Origin of the sequence: Antarctobacter sp. (genome assembly GCF_034670325.1) — a bacterium.
Classification (GTDB): domain Bacteria; phylum Pseudomonadota; class Alphaproteobacteria; order Rhodobacterales; family Rhodobacteraceae; genus Antarctobacter.
Genome location: NZ_JAXMNR010000003.1, coordinates 286,423 through 305,822, shown reverse-complemented (window position 1 = coordinate 305,822; position 19,400 = coordinate 286,423). Strand labels below are relative to the sequence as shown.

The 19,400-nt window shown below is 63.7% G+C and carries 21 protein-coding genes; 12 read left to right on the top strand and 9 right to left on the bottom strand.

All coding sequences use genetic code 11. The annotated features are described in order from the left end of the window. The first annotated feature begins 30 nt into the window (after nucleotides 1–30). Nucleotides 31–969 carry an ABC transporter ATP-binding protein gene (locus VOI21_RS09475; RefSeq protein ID WP_323769601.1) on the top strand — a complete coding sequence of 313 codons (939 nt, stop codon included), beginning with the start codon at nucleotides 31–33 and terminating at the stop codon, nucleotides 967–969. Next, nucleotides 966–1,727 carry an ABC transporter permease gene (locus VOI21_RS09470; protein ID WP_323769600.1) on the top strand — a complete coding sequence of 254 codons (762 nt, stop codon included), beginning with the start codon at nucleotides 966–968 and terminating at the stop codon, nucleotides 1,725–1,727. The genes VOI21_RS09475 and VOI21_RS09470 overlap by 4 nt, the downstream gene beginning before the upstream one ends. Before the next feature lie 338 nt (nucleotides 1,728–2,065). Here the strand turns inward: VOI21_RS09470 and VOI21_RS09465 are convergent, their stop codons facing one another. The 8 genes from VOI21_RS09465 to gspG all read right to left on the bottom strand — a co-directional run bounded on the left by VOI21_RS09465 (nucleotide 2,066) and on the right by gspG (nucleotide 7,063). Then, nucleotides 2,066–2,500 carry a hypothetical protein gene (locus VOI21_RS09465; RefSeq protein ID WP_323769599.1) on the bottom strand — a complete coding sequence of 145 codons (435 nt, stop codon included), beginning with the start codon at nucleotides 2,498–2,500 and terminating at the stop codon, nucleotides 2,066–2,068. Between the two features lie 64 nt (nucleotides 2,501–2,564). Then, on the bottom strand, nucleotides 2,565–3,065 hold the full coding sequence (gene gspM / locus VOI21_RS09460) for a type II secretion system protein GspM (RefSeq protein ID WP_323769598.1): 501 nt from the start codon (nucleotides 3,063–3,065) through the stop codon (nucleotides 2,565–2,567). After that, nucleotides 3,062–4,231, bottom strand: a complete 1,170-nt coding sequence (locus tag VOI21_RS09455; protein ID WP_323769597.1) for a GspL/Epsl periplasmic domain-containing protein — start codon at nucleotides 4,229–4,231, stop codon at nucleotides 3,062–3,064. The genes gspM and VOI21_RS09455 overlap by 4 nt, the downstream gene beginning before the upstream one ends. 1 nt (nucleotide 4,232) lies before the next feature. Further along, nucleotides 4,233–5,129, bottom strand: coding sequence for a type II secretion system minor pseudopilin GspK (gene gspK, locus VOI21_RS09450; RefSeq protein WP_323769596.1), 897 nt, complete (start codon nucleotides 5,127–5,129; stop codon nucleotides 4,233–4,235). Next, nucleotides 5,126–5,773: a type II secretion system protein GspJ gene (locus VOI21_RS09445; RefSeq protein ID WP_323769595.1), complete on the bottom strand. Its 648-nt coding sequence runs from the start codon at nucleotides 5,771–5,773 to the stop codon at nucleotides 5,126–5,128. Before VOI21_RS09445 ends, gspK begins: the two co-directional genes overlap by 4 nt. Next, nucleotides 5,773–6,177: a type IV pilus modification PilV family protein gene (locus tag VOI21_RS09440; protein ID WP_323769594.1), complete on the bottom strand. Its 405-nt coding sequence runs from the start codon at nucleotides 6,175–6,177 to the stop codon at nucleotides 5,773–5,775. Before VOI21_RS09440 ends, VOI21_RS09445 begins: the two co-directional genes overlap by 1 nt. Continuing rightward, nucleotides 6,162–6,623 (bottom strand): type II secretion system protein, encoded by a 462-nt coding sequence (locus VOI21_RS09435; protein WP_323769593.1) that lies wholly within the window; start codon nucleotides 6,621–6,623, stop codon nucleotides 6,162–6,164. Before VOI21_RS09435 ends, VOI21_RS09440 begins: the two co-directional genes overlap by 16 nt. Then, nucleotides 6,608–7,063: a type II secretion system major pseudopilin GspG gene (gene gspG / locus VOI21_RS09430; RefSeq protein WP_323769592.1), complete on the bottom strand. Its 456-nt coding sequence runs from the start codon at nucleotides 7,061–7,063 to the stop codon at nucleotides 6,608–6,610. Before gspG ends, VOI21_RS09435 begins: the two co-directional genes overlap by 16 nt. 101 nt (nucleotides 7,064–7,164) lie before the next feature. Between gspG and VOI21_RS09425 the strand changes: the two genes are divergently transcribed. From VOI21_RS09425 to VOI21_RS09400, 6 genes are all read left to right on the top strand, one after another. Next, entirely contained in the window at nucleotides 7,165–7,899 is a 735-nt protein-coding gene (locus VOI21_RS09425) for a prepilin peptidase (protein ID WP_323769591.1), read from the top strand. A gap of 85 nt (nucleotides 7,900–7,984) precedes the next feature. Continuing rightward, the gene (locus tag VOI21_RS09420; RefSeq protein WP_323769590.1) at nucleotides 7,985–9,559 is read left to right on the top strand and encodes a tetratricopeptide repeat protein; all 1,575 of its coding nucleotides are present in this window, start codon (nucleotides 7,985–7,987) and stop codon (nucleotides 9,557–9,559) included. Between the two features lie 2 nt (nucleotides 9,560–9,561). Continuing rightward, nucleotides 9,562–10,749 carry an SEL1-like repeat protein gene (locus VOI21_RS09415; RefSeq protein ID WP_323769589.1) on the top strand — a complete coding sequence of 396 codons (1,188 nt, stop codon included), beginning with the start codon at nucleotides 9,562–9,564 and terminating at the stop codon, nucleotides 10,747–10,749. Between the two features lie 123 nt (nucleotides 10,750–10,872). Further along, complete coding sequence (locus VOI21_RS09410; protein ID WP_323769588.1) at nucleotides 10,873–11,295, top strand: hypothetical protein; 423 nt, start codon at nucleotides 10,873–10,875, stop codon at nucleotides 11,293–11,295. Between the two features lie 37 nt (nucleotides 11,296–11,332). Continuing rightward, nucleotides 11,333–12,511 carry a hypothetical protein gene (locus VOI21_RS09405; protein ID WP_323769587.1) on the top strand — a complete coding sequence of 393 codons (1,179 nt, stop codon included), beginning with the start codon at nucleotides 11,333–11,335 and terminating at the stop codon, nucleotides 12,509–12,511. Nucleotides 12,512–12,691: 180 nt separating this feature from the next. Next, nucleotides 12,692–15,742, top strand: coding sequence for an FG-GAP-like repeat-containing protein (locus tag VOI21_RS09400; protein WP_323769586.1), 3,051 nt, complete (start codon nucleotides 12,692–12,694; stop codon nucleotides 15,740–15,742). Between the two features lie 6 nt (nucleotides 15,743–15,748). On the opposite strand, the gene VOI21_RS09395 is transcribed toward VOI21_RS09400, so the two are convergent. Further along, a complete protein-coding gene (locus VOI21_RS09395) occupies nucleotides 15,749–16,153 on the bottom strand; it encodes a VOC family protein (RefSeq protein WP_323769585.1) in 405 nt (134 codons plus the stop codon). Between the two features lie 149 nt (nucleotides 16,154–16,302). Between VOI21_RS09395 and VOI21_RS09390 the strand changes: the two genes are divergently transcribed. The 4 genes from VOI21_RS09390 to msrA all read left to right on the top strand — a co-directional run bounded on the left by VOI21_RS09390 (nucleotide 16,303) and on the right by msrA (nucleotide 19,282). Continuing rightward, nucleotides 16,303–16,968: a glutathione S-transferase family protein gene (locus VOI21_RS09390; RefSeq protein ID WP_323769584.1), complete on the top strand. Its 666-nt coding sequence runs from the start codon at nucleotides 16,303–16,305 to the stop codon at nucleotides 16,966–16,968. Nucleotides 16,969–17,067: 99 nt separating this feature from the next. Further along, entirely contained in the window at nucleotides 17,068–18,126 is a 1,059-nt protein-coding gene (gene queG / locus VOI21_RS09385; RefSeq protein WP_323769583.1) for a tRNA epoxyqueuosine(34) reductase QueG, read from the top strand. Nucleotides 18,127–18,329: 203 nt separating this feature from the next. Continuing rightward, complete coding sequence (gene msrB / locus VOI21_RS09380) at nucleotides 18,330–18,779, top strand: peptide-methionine (R)-S-oxide reductase MsrB (RefSeq protein WP_323769582.1); 450 nt, start codon at nucleotides 18,330–18,332, stop codon at nucleotides 18,777–18,779. Next, complete coding sequence (msrA, locus tag VOI21_RS09375; protein ID WP_323769580.1) at nucleotides 18,776–19,282, top strand: peptide-methionine (S)-S-oxide reductase MsrA; 507 nt, start codon at nucleotides 18,776–18,778, stop codon at nucleotides 19,280–19,282. The genes msrB and msrA overlap by 4 nt, the downstream gene beginning before the upstream one ends. Nucleotides 19,283–19,400 lie beyond the last annotated feature (118 nt).

The window sequence follows — 19,400 nt, the reverse complement described above, 5'->3', positions numbered from 1 at the left end:
TTGCGCGCATGCGAACAAGGAGGGCTGGATATGCCCATGGTAGACATCCGCGACGTGCGGAAACAGTACGATGACGGTTTCGAGGCGCTCAAAGGTGTGTCGCTTGCCATCGACGAAGGCGAAATTATTGCGCTGCTGGGGCCGAACGGCGCTGGCAAGACAACTCTTATTTCCGCGATTTGCGGCATCACCCGGATCACCGGAGGCACGATTTCTGTTGGCGGGCATGACGTGATTGACGACTATCGCGCGGCGCGCAAGCTGGTTGGACTGGTGCCGCAGGAAATTAACCTTGAACCCTTTCAGAAGGTCGCCGATGCGGTGCGGTTTTCGCGCGGTCTGTTCGGCAAGCGCGGCGATGAGGCACTGGTGGAGCGCATCCTGCGACGGCTGTCGCTCTGGGACAAGCGCGACTCCAAGGTCGTGGAACTGTCAGGTGGGATGAAACGCCGTGTACTCATCGCCAAGGCGCTGGCGCATGAACCGCGCGTGCTGTTTCTGGACGAACCCACGGCCGGGGTCGACGTGGAACTGCGGCGCGACATGTGGGAGACCGTTCGGGAACTGAAAAACGATGGTGTGACCATCATCCTGACCACCCACTATATCGAAGAGGCCGAGGCGATGGCCGACCGGGTTGGCGTGATCAACAAGGGTGAGATCCTGCTGGTCGAGGACAAGGCCAGCCTGATGGCCCGTATGGGCCGCAAGGAACTGACCATCGACCTGATCGAGGCAATCGACACCCTTCCCGAGGCGCTGTCGGACTATGACCTGCACCTGTCCGAAGATGGCACACAAATCGTCTACAGCTATGACACGCAGGCCGAACGCACCGGGATCGGGCGGCTGATGGGGCTGCTGGCCACGTCCGGCTGCAACGTGCGCGACGTGCATACGGCTCAGAACTCACTTGAGGACATCTTTGTCAGTCTTGTGGCCGACCAGAAAAAGGAGGCCGCGGCATGAACCTTCCGGCGATCCTGTCGATCTACAAATTCGAGATGCTGCGGTTCTTCCGCACCATCATGCAAAGTTTCATCTCGCCGGTAGTATCCACATCGCTTTACTTCGTGGTCTTCGGCGCGGCCATCGGATCGCGCATCGATCAGGTGGAGGGCGTCAGCTATGGCTCTTTCATCGTTCCCGGTCTGATCATGTTGTCGGTCATGACGCAGGCGATTTCGAACGCCAGTTTTGCGATCTACTTCCCCAAGTTTATCGGCACGATCTATGAACTGCTGTCGGCACCGGTGAATTTCCTTGAAATCGTGCTGGGCTATGTCGGGGCTGCGGCGACAAAGGCGCTATTCATCGGGGTCGTGATCCTTGGCACCTCGGCGCTGTTTGTCGATCTGGAGATCCAGCATCCCGTTGCGATGCTGGCCTTTCTTGTGTTGACCTGCGTCAGCTTTGCCTTGCTGGGGTTCATCATCGGCATCTGGGCCAAGAGCTTTGAGCAACTGCAGCTTGTGCCAATGCTGGTGGTGACGCCGCTGGTGTTCCTTGGTGGCAGTTTTTACTCGATCTCGATGCTTCCACCGGCATGGCAGACGGTCGCCTACTTCAACCCGGTGGTCTACCTTGTGTCCGGTTTTCGCTGGTCGTTCTTCGGGATCGCAGATGTGCCGATCGCGGTCAGCCTTGGGGCCATCGGCGGGTTCACGGCGATCTGCATGATCGCGATCTGGTGGATCTTCAAGACCGGCTGGCGCATCCGGAGTTAAGCAATCTGCCCCGCCCGGCCCATCCATCGCCGGGCGGGGCAGTTGGTGCCTGGATCACGCCCGGTTCCTCGGCAAAGGTAGTGATAATCTCGGTCCCGTCATCCATCACCATGACCCGTTGGGTCCGGTCGCCTGTCGCATCGAAACTGTCGGTTAACGGGTCCAGTTCACGGTATCGGCCAGGTCGGCCACACGCAGCAGCGTCCGGACCCCGCCGCTGTATTGGTTTCCAGACGCAAACCGCTGTCCAGCAGCATTGACCGCAGGACGCGCGCGCCGCCCGTATCCAAAAAAACGGCGGATGTGGCATTTGAAATCACCGTTCGCATCGGTGACGGTCACCGAGGTATATGTCGTCCCGTTGCCGGACAGGAGCGCAATCGTATATGCCCCGCCTGCGCGTCGTCGTTGTCATCGACCGCCAGAGAATATTCGCCATCGACCGGCGCAACAGAGGTCACGCGCCACGCCCCGCCGGTATCGACCACCTGACGGCCCGCGATGGTCCCGTTCACGGCCCCGGTGGCGTAGACCACGCTCCAATAGGCTGTCCCGGATTCGTTTTTCGCGGCGCTGAACGCCCCGGCGGACGCCCCTCCGTAAAGCCCGGTCAGCGTAACGGTATAGGTCTCTCCCGCCGCCAGCGTGACCAGCGTCCGGTCAACCTCATCGCTGCCCGCAACGAACCCGACAAAGATATCGCCGATGGACAAGTAATAGATCGTGTTCAACCCTGCCGCGGCAACCGTCGTTTCCAAAAAAACGCCGTACAAAACACGCCTTTTCAAATCACACTGGCCACACACTGGCATTCGAGGTAGGCGTCCGGAAAACCGGTCAGCGCTGTGTTTCGGACTGCGGCACGACCTCGATCACTGCGGCGACAAGCCCGTCTTCGGCCCCCCTCTCTATGCGGAAGGCCGCAAAGCGATAGCCCCAGAGCGGCTCGACCTGCGTCAGCCATGCGATCAGCTGGTCAAAGCTGACCGCCTCAAAGCGCATCTCTATGCCGTCCCCGCGCCGGGCCGAGAGCGTCGCCACATTCTTGATCAGCCCCGCCCCCTCAAGGCTGCGCTGCACGGCCGCCAGCCCGATGGGGGCCGTGGGACCGGGGCCGGTCGCAGAGCGCAACACCTGAACATCAGCGACCCGCGCCGCGACCCAGGCATCGACGGCGCGCGCCTCGTCCAGCGCCGCCTGCGCCGCCGCGCGCCGCTCTACCAACGGCCACAGCAGACCTGCCGCAGCACCGCAGGCAAGGACAAGGGCCATCACCAGCAACAGCGCCCGCTCCCGCCCGGTCAGGCGCAGCAATTGTTCCACGAACCGGCGGGTCATCCGCCGTTCTCCGGCAGCCCGATTTCCAGATCAGCGGTCACGCGGCCGCTGTCCTCTGCCAGCCGTGCATCGCGCACCGTCACCCGCAGCCCTTCTGCGCCCAGCGCATCGACCAGCGCATCGACGGCGGCAAAATCGCCCGCTTGCAGGACAAGGCGCAAGCCGCCCGACGGCTCCCACGCCACCGATTGCAGGTCCGCGCCAGCCCCCGACACAACAGGGGCGGCATCCGCGAACAGGTCTAGCGGCGAGACATCGTCATTGCTGGCGCGCAGCGCCGCCCGCTCATCCGCCAGTACCCGCGCCACCTGCACCCGCATGTCGAGAATGGGGCCAGCGGGAACAAAATTCTGGCGCGTTGCCTGCAAGGCGCGGGTTGTCACGGTCGCGGTTTCCTCTTCGACAGCGCGGATCACCGTCAGTTGCGTCGCGGCCCAAAGCGCCGCTGCCACCGCGCCGGTCAGCACCGGCCATTGCCAGGCGCGCACCTGCCGCTGCAACCGGGTGCGGGCGGCCTGCGGGTCGGCGCGCAGGTCCAACGTCAGTTCCCCCCGCGAAAAGGCGCGCAAAGGGGCTGACCCGGCCTTGGTCGGGTCGGTTTCCAGCGGAATGCCGGCCTGCGCCAGCCACCCCTCGAAAGCGGGCAAGGGCGCCCCGAACCGCAGAACGCGATCGGGCGCATGTCCCGCGGCAACCAGCCGCGCGGCCTGCAGGCAGAGAGCCCCCTCTGTCGTCGTCGCACCGTCGCCGGGGCCGAACCGTACCCGCAGGCGGTCTGGCGTACCGACAACCGTCCACACCCCCTCAGAGACCGGAAGGGCAAGGTAGTCCGGCAGCACCGCCGCACAGCGCCCTCCGGTCTGGCCGCGCCATTTGGCAACCTGCGCGCGCTCCGCGAGCATCACCTTTGACCAGGTTTCGGCCATGCCCTCGGGCGCGAATGGCCGCAGTTGCAGTGATGCGGCATCGGCCCCCAGCATGTCCGCAAGTTGCCGCTGGGCCACCTGTTCACGCGCACGACCCCGCAGCCCGTTTGGCAAATCCAGCGTCACCAAAGGCACCGCTTCACCCGGCACCAACGCCACATAGCGGCCGCGCGGAGCAGGCTCCGCAATCGGGACGGTTGCCAACCCGGGGTCCGTTGGCAGCGCTTTGGTGTCGTGCATATCAACCATCCGGCAGACGATAGTCGACCAACACCCCGACTGGAAGCGGCTGCCGCGACAACAGCACACGGCGCGCGGCAGTGCGCCCGTCCAGACGGGCGGTAGCTCGGGCCAGAAACCACTCCGACCCTATGGCAAACCGGGTGTCGTCGATCTCTGCGGCCACGGCGGGGGGTAATTCCAGAAGGAATTCCTGGACCGATCCGAACGGCGCGCGGGTGCGCCGCAGAACAACACCCTGCGCCCCCTCTGCCGTCAAACCGGGCACCCATGCGGCAAGCACCTGCGGCGCGGCAGTATTGACGTTCAGCCGGGTGTCGCTGGGCAGCGCAGCAATCAGCGGCTCCAGCCGGTCAAACGCCTTTTGTGACAGGCCCGGCACAGCCAACAGTTGCCGGATGTCCAGAACCGGGCCGCCGCGCGGGAGTGTGGCGGGATCAATTGCGGCATAGGCCGCCGCATTCAACGGCCCGCCGGGGGCAAGAAAATCGCTGATCTGACCGCCGAGTTCAGATGACAGACCCAAGCCTGACAGCAACCGGGCAAACGCATTTTGCGCATTGAGGTCTTCCGGGACAGCCAGCCAGTTCACGTTAAAGCGCCCCTGCAGATCCTCCACCGTTCCGCTAACAGCCCCCCTGTCCAGTTCAGCGGCAACAATCGGCCGGGCCCAGCTTTCGGTTATTGTGTCCGGTCCGCCTGCAGGGTCCGCTTCGAGTGCGGCAATTGCCAACGCTTCGAATGCATCCAGATACGCGTCGCGTTGCGCCGCGCCCTGCCAAGCCGCCTGCCGCTGTACACTCATTTCCGCGCGGACCAGCAACACCGCCGCCGCCGCCGCCAGCGCGCCCACCAGCACCAGCGCATTGACAAGAATAAATCCGCGCGACCCCGTCACTGTAATGCCTCCATAAGGCGGATCTCTCCCAGACCCTCAATGACCAGAGTGATCTCGATGGCGGCGGGTAGCATGTCGGAATAGGTGTTGGCGACCAGAGCAAAGGCCGCATCGCCGTCCGCAGCGCCGGGCGGCGGCGATTCGGCGAACAGATCGGCCCCTGCGCCTTCGACCCAGCCATAGCCCGTCCAGAAACTGCGCAGACGCAGGGCCTGAACGCCGGTCAGAAGGACCCTTTCGGGGCTACGCTGGCCAGCACGGTCCGGCGTAGTCACCGGCCAGAACCGGCGCGACAGCAGCCCATCATCCCGGTCCAGCCGCCATTCGGCGCGCTGGAAAGGCGCACCCGCCCCGACTGGCGCAGCGATTGACAGGCCAAACTGCCCTTCTGAGGCGACCTGATGCAGCGCCGATTGCGGCGGATTGTCGGGCGGATAGAACAGCAGCGGCGCCGCGCGGTCCAGATCGGACCGGAGCAGCGCAAGCGTCACCCCAAGGCTCTCGTCCCGGTCATCGCGCGCGGTCAGCACATCCCGGCTGCGGATTGTGCCGCTGAGGGTCTGCATACCCATCACGGCGACCAATGCAAACAGCGCCATGGCGACGACCAATTCGATCAATGACAGCCCCTTGTCCCGCCGCATCACGGCACCCGCGCGGGCGGCAGAACGGTGACAAGTGTCGCCCCCGGGCCGCCCCTGGAGGACACGGTGATATCTGCGCGGGTCAGACCTGCGGCTGTGGTCCGTTTGCGGATCTCGATGTCAAAGCTGTAGGGGCCAAGCGTCACCGTCGCGGGCAGCGGGCCGCTTGCGGGCAGGCGCATTTCCTCGGCGCGATTTTCGGCCGCCAGTTGCGCCAACAGGCGCGGCGTCGCTCCGCCCAGCGTGGTCCGCGCCTGCCCGATCACGTTCAGAGTGGCCAGCGTGCCCAGCGACAGGATGGCGATGGCGATCACCAGTTCCAGAAGGGTCAGGCCCCGGCAATTATTGGGCGGATTGGGCGACCTTGGCGCGCGGGTCACTCGTCTGGTCACTGGGCGGCGCATGTCAGCTTGCTCCACCCATCGGAGGCACACCGCCAGACCGGCCCGCGACTGCTGCTGAAGACCAGCGAAAAGGCCGTGCTGCTGCCGTCGGGGGCAAAGGTAATCTCAGGCGTGCCAAAATCCGGCAGTGGACCCGTCGCCGTGAAATGCGCCTGCCCGCGCCAATCATACAAAAGGGCGCCGCCGTCCCAGCCATCCTCGTCTTTGCGCGCCAGCATCAACCCGTCAGGGGTGACAGTCAGGCCACGCAACTCGCGGCCCAAAATGGCCAGCGACCAGTTCTGATCATACGCCCGGCGGAACCTTTCGGCATCGCGCGCGGCAGGGGACACGGCGGACCCGGTGGCCAGTCCGGCCCCCACCGCCAGCACCGCCAGCACGGCAACCGAAACCATCAGTTCGAGCAGGCTAAAGCCCGCATCGCAAGACCTTACCCCTGCGTCCACGACCCGATGTCCGCATCCGCCCCGGTGCCTCCGGGCACCCCGTCGGCGCCATAGGTAAAGACGTCGAAATCGCCGTGAACCCCCGGCTGCAGGTATTGGTAGGGCCGCCCCCAAGGGTCTTGTGGCACCCGGTCCATATAGCCGCCTGACGACCAGTTCTGCGGCACGGGTTCGCTGCCGGGCCGCGTCACCAGTGCCTCAAGTCCCTGATCGGTGGTGGGGTAGCGAAAGTTGTCCAGCCGGTAGAGATTGACCGCCGCCTGAATCGCCCCGATGTCCGATTGCGCCCGGGCCGCGCGGGCCTGATCGGGCCGGTCGATGACGCGCGGCACGATGACCAGTGCAAGGATCGACAGGATCACCACGACCACCATCAGTTCGAGCAACGAAAAGCCCGCGTCGGCGGCGCGACGCGGCGCGGCCTGTTGTGTTTGTGACATATGCTCCCCGGAGGCTCTTGACGTTTTCCGGCGATCCTAGACAAGAACCTGAGGGCAGACAATCGCCGCCAGACAATGCGTTGGCGGATCGGAGGGCCACCATGACCGTCTTGTCGATGCTCTTGCTGTTACTGCTCGCCCCTGCTGTCGGATCGTTTCTGGCGGTGCTTGTCGACCGGCTGCCGCGCGGCGAGGACGTGGTGACGCGGCCTTCGCGCTGCCGAAGCTGCGACACGCGGCTGGGATTGCGCGATCTGGTGCCGTTGCTGTCCTATCCCCTCCAGCGCGGACGCTGCCGCCACTGCGGCACTGCCCTGCCCGGCTGGCTCTGGTTGATGGAGCTAGCGGCGCTGGGATTGGCAGGGCTGGCGCTGTTGCGTGGCGGCACCGGGTGGGAGGTCTGGTGTTCGGCCGGTCTGCTGTGGCTGTTGCTTGCGCTGGCGGTGTGCGACCTGCTTTGGTTCCGTCTGCCCGACGCGCTGACCGCGGCCCTGACGGCGCTTTGCCTTGGCGCGGCTTTGGCGCAGGGCGTAATTGTTCATGCGCTGGCGGGCGGCCTGGTGGGCATGGGCAGTTTTCTGGCCCTGCGCCTTTCCTACAGCGCGCTGCGGGGGCGTGAGGGTCTGGGCCTTGGCGATGTGAAACTCATGGCTGGACTGGGCGCGCTGACCGGCCCGTTCCAGTTGCCCCTGCTGGTTCTGATCGCCGCACTGGGCGCGTTGGCCGTCACCCTGTTGATGCGTCGCGATCTAAAAGGTGACCTTGCCCTGCCCTTCGGATCGGCGCTCTGCGGCGCAGGGGCGGTGCTCTGGCTGTTGGAAAAAACCCTGCTCTGAGGGCATAACCCCCCTCGCGCATTGTGTCAGGATCGCTAGGATCGCCCCGCGTTGCCCTGCAACCCGCCCGAGAACCGGAGCCGCCATGACGTCTTTCATACGCCCCTTTGCCTCAATCCTTTTCGCCTCGACCACAGCCTTTGCGCCCTTGCCACTGACCGCGCAGGACGTGGCCGATCCACCTGCAGCCGAAACGCTGGACCCGCCGGAAATGGCCGCGATCGAACGTGCCTGGGCACAAGGTGACTTTGTCACCGTGCGTCAGGGACTAAAGGCGCTGGCCGAGGATAGCGGCACTGCTCTGGCACAATATCGCTATGGCCGCGTGCTGATCGAGGGACGCGGCGGGCCGCGCGATCCGGCGGGCGCAGTGCTGTGGCTGGACAAGGCGGTGGAGCAAAACCACGTCGAGGCCGCCACCCTGCTGGCGCGAATCTATCTCAGCGATGTACCCGACGGTCCCGGTCGAGACGCGGCCAAGGCGGCGGATCTGTTGACCCGCGCCGCCACCCGTGGCGACGCCAGCGCGCAATATATGCTGGGCCTGCTTTACCAGAACGGCCAAGGCGTCGCGCAGGACCAGAGCGCCGCCTTCAACTGGCTGCTGGCCGCCGCAGAACAACGGCACGCCATGGCGCAATTCTCGCTCGCTGCCGTTCAATTCGAGAACAGGGAAAATCAAGAGGGGATGCGCTGGCTGCGCGCGGCCGCCGGTGAAGGGCTGACAGAGGCGCAGATACAGCTTGCCATGCTGCTCGACGACCCAGAAAGCGGTGTGACCAACCGGACAGAAGCGCTCGACTGGTTCCGCCGCGCGGCAGAGACCGGCCATGTCATGGCCCAGCGGATGCTGGGCACCCGCTATCTACAAGGCGACGGTGTGGCCGCCGACCCGCAAGAGGCCCTGCGCTGGCTGACGCTGGCGGCGAAGGCAGGCGACGCCGGGGCGATGAGCAACCTTGGTTACGCCTTTGCGCGCGGCGAAGGTGTGCCACAGGACATGGAGCAGGCGGTGCGCTGGTATCGCATGGGGGCCGAAAACGGGCTGGGACGCGCAATGGTCGCGCTGGCACGGCAGTTCGAACTTGGCTCTGGCGTTGCAGAGGATTTCGACACTGCGCTGACATGGTACACCCGCGCGCTGGACACCACAGACGCGCGCCTTGCCCGGATCGAATTGGGGCGACTGACGATCGAGGGACGGCTTGACGGGCGCGCGGCACCGCAACGCGCGGTTCCTTGGGTCATGGCCGCCGCAAAGGCGGGGCGCGATGGTGCGCTCGACTGGCTTGATACCCAGGCGAACGCAGGAAACGTGCAGGCGAAATCCGCCTTGGCGCGGCACTTGTTCGACACCGATGAGGCGCGCCGCGAAGAGGCGTTGACCCTGATGCGGTCGGCGGCGGACCTTGGCGATGGCCCGGCGCAATTCGCCCTTGCCGGTATCCTTGCCCGTGGCGACCATGACGGCACGCCGGATTATGTCGAGGCGCACAAGTGGTACAATATCGCCGCCACCTTCGGCCATCCGGACGCACCGGAAAAACGCGAGGTACTGGGCGCTCTCATGACGCCTGAGCAGATCGCCGCCGCGCAGGACGCCGCCCGCACATGGTTTGAGACCGACGCGCTCCGCGTGTCCGCGCCAGAGGCCAACTGATCATGCGCCGACTGCTGTGCCCGATTGCCCTTGCGCTGGCCTTTATGGCCGCGCCCGCCCTTGCGCAGGGCGACCTGCGGGCAGCCGCCGAGGCCGGGGACCTGACCGCGCAACTGACGCTCGCCGAACGGTTCGAAAACGGCAATGGCGTGGTGCAGAACTTTGCCCGCGCCGCGCAATGGTATGACCGCGCCGCCCAGGCAGGCAGCCGCGAGGCCGCCAACCGTCTGGGACGACTGTATCACGCGGGTCTGGGCGTGCCGCGCGACATCCCGCGCGCTATCACCCTGCTGGAACGGGCGGCAGAAAGCGGCACAGCCGAACACTTGTATGATCTGGCGCTGGTGATCGAGACCACGCAAACCGATGAGGCCGAATTGACCCGCGCCGCCGGACTGTACCGGCGCGCGGCCGAGGCCGGAAACCTTCACGCAGCGGTCAGCCTTGGCGTGCTGTTGCAAAACGGCAAAGGCGTGGCGCAGGATTTTGCCGAGGCCGCCGCGCTGTATCAAGGCGCTGCCGACTCTGGCCATGCGCGGGCGCTCAACAACCTTGGGCTGCTTTATGCGCGCGGCAACGGCGTGCCGCAAAACTATGACCGCGCCGCCGACCTGTTCAAGGCGGCGGCGGACAAGGGGCTGCGCGAGGCGCTGACCAATCTTGGCGTTCTTTACGAAAACGGATTTGGTGTCCCGCAGAGTGACGAACTGGCCGCCAGCTATTACCGACGTGGCGGACAGGGTGACGCGGGGGCCAAACAGTCACAGCATCTGGTTTACGACATTCGCCTCGCGCCGCCACCCCGCGATACAGATGCGTTGAAGGCTTTGGAGAAAGCCGCCCTCGCGGGCGACCCGGTGGCCGAGTTTCTGGTGGCCTATCTGGTCTTGGAGGACGATCTGCGCGACCCCCGCCGGGACGTTCGGGCGGCGCTGATGATGCGCCGCGCCGCCGAGGCAGGGTATGCCCCCGCCATGGCCAATGTCGCTTTGCTGTACTTTCGCGGACTGGGCGTTCCGCAGGACTATGTCCTTGGGCAAATGTGGCTCGTGTTGGCGGGCACCAGCGGTTTTGACGGCACCGCCGGGCTAACCGCACACTGGAGCGCGAAAATGACCGCCGACCAGATCAACGACGCACAGGCACGGGCCGAAGCAAAATGGGCCTCATGGCAAAATGTGGCGCAGTAGTTACACCCGGACTGCGCATCAAACTTGACCCTGCGGCACCTTTCAGGGCATCATTGCTTAGAATAGGGGCAGCCGTTAACATTTCTGCTCAAACTAATTTACCCAAAGTCTAAGGGACACCAAATGCGGGTCGGCCATACTCTTCGCGTTTTTGCGATTGCCACGTTCACGTTTGCAGGGGGCATGGCCCATGCCGCCGACCCGGTGGCGCAGCACAATTCAACCGCGTTCTGGTTCGTGAACTGGTTCGGGCTGACCAACGCCAAGCTAGACGTGGTCGCGCCCAGCGGCGAAATGACCACAGTCTTCGCAGCTTCGGGTACGCCGGTTTTCGAACTGGACCGCGGCAAGGCAACGGACGGTGTCTATAGCTTCGAACTGACGGCCGCGACCGAAGAGAAGGTCAAGATCATCAATCCCCAGAATAACGGACGCGGTGACAAGGCCTCTGACACTGCGGCGAAATCCTTTTACCTGACAGGGCAGTTCGTCGTATCCCGAGGCGTCATAACCACGCCTGACGAGATGACCGAAGAAGAAAACTGACCCAATAAACGAACCAACGCGCGCGAGGAAAAAGACCATGGCCAACAAAATGAAATCGACGCGGAAGATCGCCGCGGCAGGCCTTGGTGCCTGGGTTGCGCTGTCCGGCAGCGCCTCTGCCGACATTCAACACCTTGATGATGTCATCATCGAGTTCAGCCTGTGCGTCGGCAACGACTGCGTCAATGGTGAGAATTTTGGCTTTGACACGCTGCGGCTGAAGGAAAACAACCTGCGCATCCACTTTCAGGATACGTCGGTCAGCGCCAGCTTCCCAACGAATGACTGGCGCATCGTCGCCAACGACACATCCAACGGCGGCGCAAGCTATCTGGCATTCGAGGATTCGACCGCCGGGCGCATCCCCTTCCGGGTTGAGGCGGGCGCACCGGTCAACACCCTATATGTCGAGGCTGACGGTGACGTTGGTATCAAGACCGCCAACCCGGTTGTGGATATCCACGTCGTCGAGGGCAACACACCCACCCTGCGTCTGGAGCAGGACGGCAGCGACGGGTTCACCGCGCAGACCTACGACATCGCCGCGAACGAGGCGAACTTTTTCATCCGCGACGTGACCAACGGCAGCAGGCTGTTCTTCCGCGCTAAGCCCGGCGCGCCCGAGGACAGTATCTATATCGATTCAACCGGCGAGGTCGGTATCGGAACGGACAACCCGACAGCTGCGCTGCACGTTCGCCGCTCTGACGCGACTGCGGCTCTGCTGATTGAAGAGGTGAATGCCACGACCGCGCCGCGAGAGCTGATCAAGCTGATCAACAATGGCGGCAGCGCCATCGCGATGACGAACACCAACACCTCGGACAAGTGGGTCATCGTCACCAGCGCGGCCGCGAACAGCGAGTTCGTCATCGACGTCAACACCCCGGACGGCCTTGGCCGCGAATTCGAGCTGGACGAGGATGGCAACCTGGTGCTGAGAGGCACCATCACGACCAGCGGCAGCTGCTCGGTGGGCTGTGATGCGGTGTTCGCGCCCGAGTACGATATTCTGCCAATCTCGGCGCGGGCGGAAATGATGTATGACCTCGGCTATCTGCCCAACGTCGGGCCGACCGCCGAAGCCGGTCAGTACGACCTCACCAAAAAGCTGCTGGGCATGCTGAACGAGCTGGAACACGCGCATATCTACATCTCGCAGCTGAATGAGCGCATTGAGATGCTGGAAACCGCGCTGACCACACAGGCCAAGTGATCCGGCCCCGGTTGGCCATGACCATGCCACGACAAACCTGATATCCGCCCCGCCTGCCCAGCGCAGTCGGGGCGTTTTCGTATTGGTCGCCATTTGCGATCCGCTTGCCCCTATTGGTCTGGACCATCCATACTGAGGACGCGCAACCGGCCCACCAGACCCAAACAAGAGAGACAGACCGTGGAAAGTACCGCCGCCCGCACCGACTGGCTTCGCCTTGCCATTGCATCCACCATCGTGATTGTGCTGGCCTATCTGTTCTGGACCGGCTCGCGCTATCCGGCGCTGGATGAAAAGGCGATGATGTCGGGCGGCATCCTGCTGGAGGATCCGCTGGGGTTCGAGGCCAAGTATCCGTTGACCGAGGACATGACCGTGCTGCAACGGATGTTCTGGTCCACGCTCAACTGGATCAACACCAACAAGAAGGGCATGACTTTTGGCGTGCTCTTTGCCGCCGCCTTTCTGACCGCAGCGCCCTATGTGCGGCGCAAGAGTTTCAAGGGTGGGTTTGCCAACAGCGCGCTGGGTCTGGCCATCGGCACGCCGCTGGGCGTTTGCGTCAACTGCGCCGCGCCCATCGCGAGGGGCATGTATACAGGCGGCCTCAGGGCAGAGACCACCCTATCGGCGATGATCGCCTCACCGACCCTGAACGTTGTGGTGCTGACGATGCTGTTCAGCCTGTTGCCGTTCTACATGGCGCTGACCAAGATCGCGCTCAGCCTGCTGGTGATCCTTGTGGTCGTGCCACTGATCTGCCGCCACCTGCCGCAAAAGGAAATTCCCCCCGCACAACGCGTGGCCGCGGTGCCGCCCGCGCCGTTGACAGATGTGCACCGCGCCCTTTGGGACGTGCTGGTGAGCTACCTGAAAAACCTCTGGTACATCATCAAGATGACCGTGCCGCTGATGCTGCTGGCGGGGATGCTGGGGGCGGTGGTCGCCACGCTGCTGCCGCAGGACCTGATCACCGGGCTAAGGTTCAGTCTGATCGTTCTGGTGCTGATCGCACTGGTCGGGGTTTTCCTGCCGGTGCCCATCGCCTTTGACGTGGTGGTGACAGGCGCGCTGCTGGGTCTGGGATTGAGCCACGGATATGTCATGGCGCTGCTGTTCACGCTGGGCAGCTTCAGCGTCTATTCCTTTTTTATCGTGGCGCAATCGGTGGGCCTGCGCGCCGGGATCTGGCTGGGTGCCAGCATCGCAGGGCTGGGCATCCTGTCCGGCGCGGGCGCGCATTACTACCACGAATGGCAAAGCGACCGCGCGTTGCGGATGTTGACGGGTGAGGCAGAGACACCCCACTGGCTGTGGGCCGCTCAGGCCGCCGAGGGCGATCCTTGGGTTGTCACCAGCCCCGATGCCGCCCGCATCATTGTCGAGCCGCGCCCCTTTGCGCCCCCCTCCCCCGCCGCCGAGACCGGGTTCACACGTCTCGAAGGCTGGGAGATCGGGTTGGACCAACCGATCGAGTTCACCATGGCCGACATGTGGCCGCCGTTCTGGGAGGGCCGCAGCCTTGCCTCTGGCGACATCGACGGCGACGGCGATATCGACCTTGCCGTCGCCTCGACCGAGGTTGGCCTGCGCCTGTTTGCCAATGACGGCACGGGACAGTTCACCCCGATGGAGATTGACCTTGGCCCGCTGGCCGATGCGCCCGTGTTCAACGCCGTTTTGGTCGATATCAATAACGACGGCTGGCGCGACCTGTTTCTGGCCACCTACCAGCGCGGCAATTTCACCCTGATGAACGGGCCGGACGGGTTCGGTGCGCCGCAAGAGGTCACCAATACGCCCGGCGCGTCGCTGAGCATGGCGCTGACCTTTGGCGACCCGGACCGCGACGGCGACCTCGATCTGGGTGTCGGCAACTGGGCGGCGGGCTGGTATCGCCGCATTCCGGGTGAGGAATCGCGCGACCGCGTGATCTGGAACGAAGGGGGCGCATTGACGGGCGCGGCACACACCGTCCTGCCCGGCATCCCCGGTGAGACACTGTCGATGCTGTTCACCGACCTCGATGGCGATGGCAAGGCCGACCTGCTGGTCGGCAATGATTTCGAGGTGCCGGATTACTATTACCTGGGTGACGGCGCGGGCGGGTTCCGCGCGATCACCTTTCAGGACGGGATCATTCCGCACACCACCACGACGACGATGGCGATCAAGACTGCCGACTTGAACAATGACGGCGCGGCAGAGCTGTATCTTGCGCAGATCGCGGGGCGGTCTTCGGGCGTCTCTGCCAAGCTAAAGATGCAGCCGCTGGACCGCTACTGCACCACGATCACCCGCGATGACCAACGGGCAATCTGCGAAAGCAACATGGCGATCAAGGAGTGGTATCGCTCTGGCAACAGCTTTGACCCGACATACGCCAGCCGCTGTCAGGACCTGACCGGACGATATCAGGCCGAATGCAAGGCCATGCTGATCAAGGACCTTGCCATCCAGCGCAAGGATGCGGACATCTGCGGCATGATCCCGGCGGGTCAGTACAAGGCGCGCGCCTATTGCGAGGTGCATTTCAAACCCTCCCGCCCGATCCCGGCGGCAGAGGCCAACGCCGCCCTGCCGCAGATCAAAAGCTTTAACGTGTTGCTGACGCCCGACGGTAAGGGCGGCTTTGTCGATGTGGCCAAGGACATGGGGTTGGAAATCGGAGGCTGGAGCTGGGACACCAAGATTGCCGATTTCGACGAAGACGGGCTCAGCGACGTCTATATCGTCAATGGCACATGGGTTCCGAATGAGGTCAGCCCGTCGAACCTGTTCTACCACAACACCGGCAGCGGCTTTGCCGAGGCCTCTGGCCCCTTCGGGCTGGAGGATTACCTGATGACCGCGACATCGACCCAATTCGACATGGATGGCGATGGCGATCTGGATATCGTCACCTACACGGTAAACGGCCCGCTGGCGGTGTTTCGCAACAATGCGCAAGCAGGCCACGCGCTGGCAGTCTCTTTTGAGGATCTGGCCGGCAACCGCGATGGCATCGGCGCGACGATCCGGGTGACGGACACAAACGGCGTGACCCGGATGCAGGAATTGCAGCTGGGCGGCGGTTTCATGTCTTTCGACGCACCTGTGGCGCATTTTGGACTTGGCGACGCTGTTGAGGTGACCCGGGTCGCGATCCGCTGGGCCAATGGCGATGAAACGATGATCGAGGGCAAATTCGCGCCCGAGACGCATTATCGCATTCGCCGCTCGGCGGAATAAGGCGGATCAACCGCGGGCGCGGTTGATCTCAACCAGATGCCCGTCCGGGTCCATGAGAAAGGCCTGTGCGAAACCGGCATCGCTGTCGCGCCTGACCCGAAGGTGAGTCGGGGCGTCAGCAGCCGCATCTTCGCTGTAGCCCGCTTCTGCCAACCGGGCCAAGACGCCGTCGAAATCATCGGTCGACAGGGCGAAATGCACATCCCCGCCCGTCACCGGCCCGCTGCGATAGGTGCCGTCGGGGTTGACGATCAGGTGCAACTGACCGTCGCCACAGCCGTACCAAACCCCGTCAAACCCAAACCCGGGCCGGTCCAGCCGGGGCAGGCCCAAGGCGTTGTCATAGAACTCTGCTGACCGCGCGAGATCACGCACGGGCAGTGAAATGTGATGCAGGGACAGCTGTGTCATGGCGGCACCCTAGAACACCCTTCGGGCGCTGAAAATCCCCTTGCTGGCAAGACTGCAGCCGGCACCGGATCGCCGCATCCCATCAATCTCGTTGAAACTGGCCCGCTTTCACGGCAAGTAGAGGGGGTTCCCCGCAATCCGGATCCCAAATGGCCAAGCTCTACCACGTTCCCCTCTCCCCGTTCTGCCGCAAGGTCCGACTCAGCCTCGCTGAAAAGAAGATCGAGTGTGAGCTGGTCGAGGAACGCTATTGGGAGAAGGACCCGGATTTCATGCGCCGCAACCCGGCGGCCAAGGTTCCAGTGCTGAAGATCGACGGCAAGATCATGGCCGAAAGCGCCGCGATCTGCGAGTGGATCGAAGAAAAGTACCCCGAGCCGTCGCTGATGCCGCGCTCTGCCGACGCCCGATACGAAGTGCGCCGCATCGTGGGCTGGTTCGACGACAAGTTCCACAATGAGGTCACCTCGAAGCTGCTGTATGAGCGGGTGAACAAGAAGGTGATGAAGGCCGGCTTTCCCGACAGCGGCAACGTCAAATCAGGTGCCAAGGCGGTCAAGTATCACCTCGACTACATGGCGTGGCTGCTGGATCACCGCCGCTGGCTGGCAGGGGACAACATGACGTTGGCCGATTTCGCGGCTGCCGCGCATCTGTCGAGTCTCGATTACATCTCGGACGTGGATTGGAACCGGTCCGAGGTGGTCAAGGACTGGTACGCCAAGATCAAGTCGCGCCCCGCATTCCGGTCGATCCTTGCCGACCAGGTGCCGGGCTTTCCGCCACCGGCGCATTATGCCGACCTTGATTTCTGAGCGGGAGGCGATTTTTCGTCGAAAAATCGTGGGGGGCGCTGCCCCCGTCCCTGCGGGCCTCCCCCGGGATATTTTCAGACAGAAGAAGCGGGGGACCTTGTGACCGGTCTGACCGAGCGCGTGAAACGTGAGGCCGCCGATGTGGGTTTCGCCGACTGCCGAATTTGCCGCCCCGGTGACGTTCCGGACGTCATGGAGCGTTTGCAGGGTTTTCTGGCGCAGGGCTATCACGGCCAGATGGGATGGCTGGCAGAGCGTGTGCATTGGCGCGGCGCCCCGGATGTGCTCTGGCCGGAGGCGCGGTCTATCATCATGCTGGCCGAGAATTATGGGCCTGACGAGGACCCTTTGGCCGTTCTGAAGGCGCGTGAGAGTGCCGCAATCAGTGTCTACGCCCGCAATCGTGACTATCACGACGTGGTCAAGAAGCGGCTGAAACGGTTGGGCCGTTGGCTGATCGACGCGGCGGGCGGTGAGATCAAGGTATTTGTCGACACCGCCCCGGTGCCGGAAAAACCCTTGGCGCAAGCGGCGGGACTTGGATGGCAGGGCAAGCACACCAATCTTGTCAGTCGGCGGCTGGGGTCCTGGCTGTTTCTGGGCTGTATCTTTACGACGCTGGATCTGGAAGTCGACGGGGCCGAGCGGGATCACTGCGGCTCTTGCCGGGCCTGTCTGGATATCTGCCCGACCGATGCCTTCCCCGCGCCCTATCACCTCGACGCGCGGCGGTGCATTTCCTACCTGACGATCGAACACAAAGGTCCGGTGGACGAGGACCTGCGCGCCGGTCTGGGCAACCGCATCTACGGTTGTGACGATTGTCTTGCTGTCTGCCCGTGGAACAAGTTCGCGCAGCAGGCCGAAGAGGTGAAGTACCACGCGCGGGGCGACCTTGTGGCCCCCCCCTTGGCGGATCTGGCGGCACTGGATGACCCGGGATTTCGGGTGCGGTTTTCCGGCTCTCCTATCAAGCGGATCGGGCGCGACCGGTTTGTGCGCAACGTCTGCTACGCCATCGGCAACTCTGGGTCTGTATCGCTAATCCCCACCGTGCAGGCCCTGTGCAACGACCTAGACCCCGCCGTGCGGGACGCCGCCCGCTGGGCTGTGGCACGCCTTAGAATCGGCGCGTCAGACGGTATGTTGGGGCAATAAGACGGGCGCTGAGCTGCCATCCCAGCGCCCGGAGCGACAGTCGGTTTTCTTGGGAGAAAGCACGTGTCACTCGCTCGTTACATGGCAGCCGTCCCGCCATCGCGCAAGAGCCGCGCAAGGCAACGTGAGTTCCATGACAAATCGCTTTGAAAATCGCGGTTCCAACCCATCTAATGCAAGGCGCGGTAGCACAGGAGGACAACGTGGCGAAATATGAGCGAAGACCGGAGGTTATCAACAGCTTGACTCCCGAGCAGTACCACGTCACCCAAGAGGCCGGGACAGAGCGTCCGGGCACCGGCGAATTCTTGCACACGAAAGAGCCGGGCATCTACGTCGACGTGGTTTCGGGCGAACCGCTGTTCGCTTCGGCGGCAAAATACGAATCAGGATGCGGCTGGCCCAGCTTCGTCAAGCCGATCGAACCGGACAATGTTGTCGAGATACGCGATACCAGCCTTGGCATGATTCGCACCGAGGTGCGCTCGCGTCACGGCGACAGTCATCTGGGTCACGTCTTTCCCGACGGGCCAATGGCACAGGGTGGTTTGCGGTACTGCATCAACTCGGCCTCGCTGCGGTTCATCCCCAAGGATGAGATGCAGGACGAAGGCTATGGCGATTACATCGATCAGGTGGAGGATATCCAATGAGTGAGCGTGCTGTTCTGGCTGGCGGCTGCTTTTGGGGCATGCAGGAGCTGATCCGCAAGATGCCCGGCGTGATCGAAACCCGCGTCGGCTATACCGGGGGCGACGTGAAGAATGCCACCTATCGCAACCACGGCACCCACGCCGAAGGGATCGAGATCCTGTTTGATCCAGAGCGGATTTCCTACCGCAAGCTGCTGGAATTCTTCTTTCAGATCCACGACCCGACAACCGTGAACCGTCAGGGAAACGATCTTGGGATGAGCTATCGGTCGGCCATCTATTACGTGGATGAGGACCAGCGCGCCTGCGCGCTGGACACCATTGCGGATGTTGACGCCAGCGACCTCTGGCCCGGCAAAGTGGTGACAGAGGTCGAACCCGTAGGTGATTTCTGGGAGGCGGAGCCAGAGCATCAGGACTATCTGCAACGTCTCCCGAGCGGCTACACCTGCCATTTTGTGCGCCGTGATTGGGTTCTGCCCAAGCGCGACGCGGCAGAGTAGCCCGCCGCCCCGCAGCGGTCCCATGCGATCCCGCATGGGACCGCTGCGGTATTCGGCAATCCCCGGAAGACATGCTTTGGCGTATATGCGCTCCAGACACATTTGATGGAGACAGGTT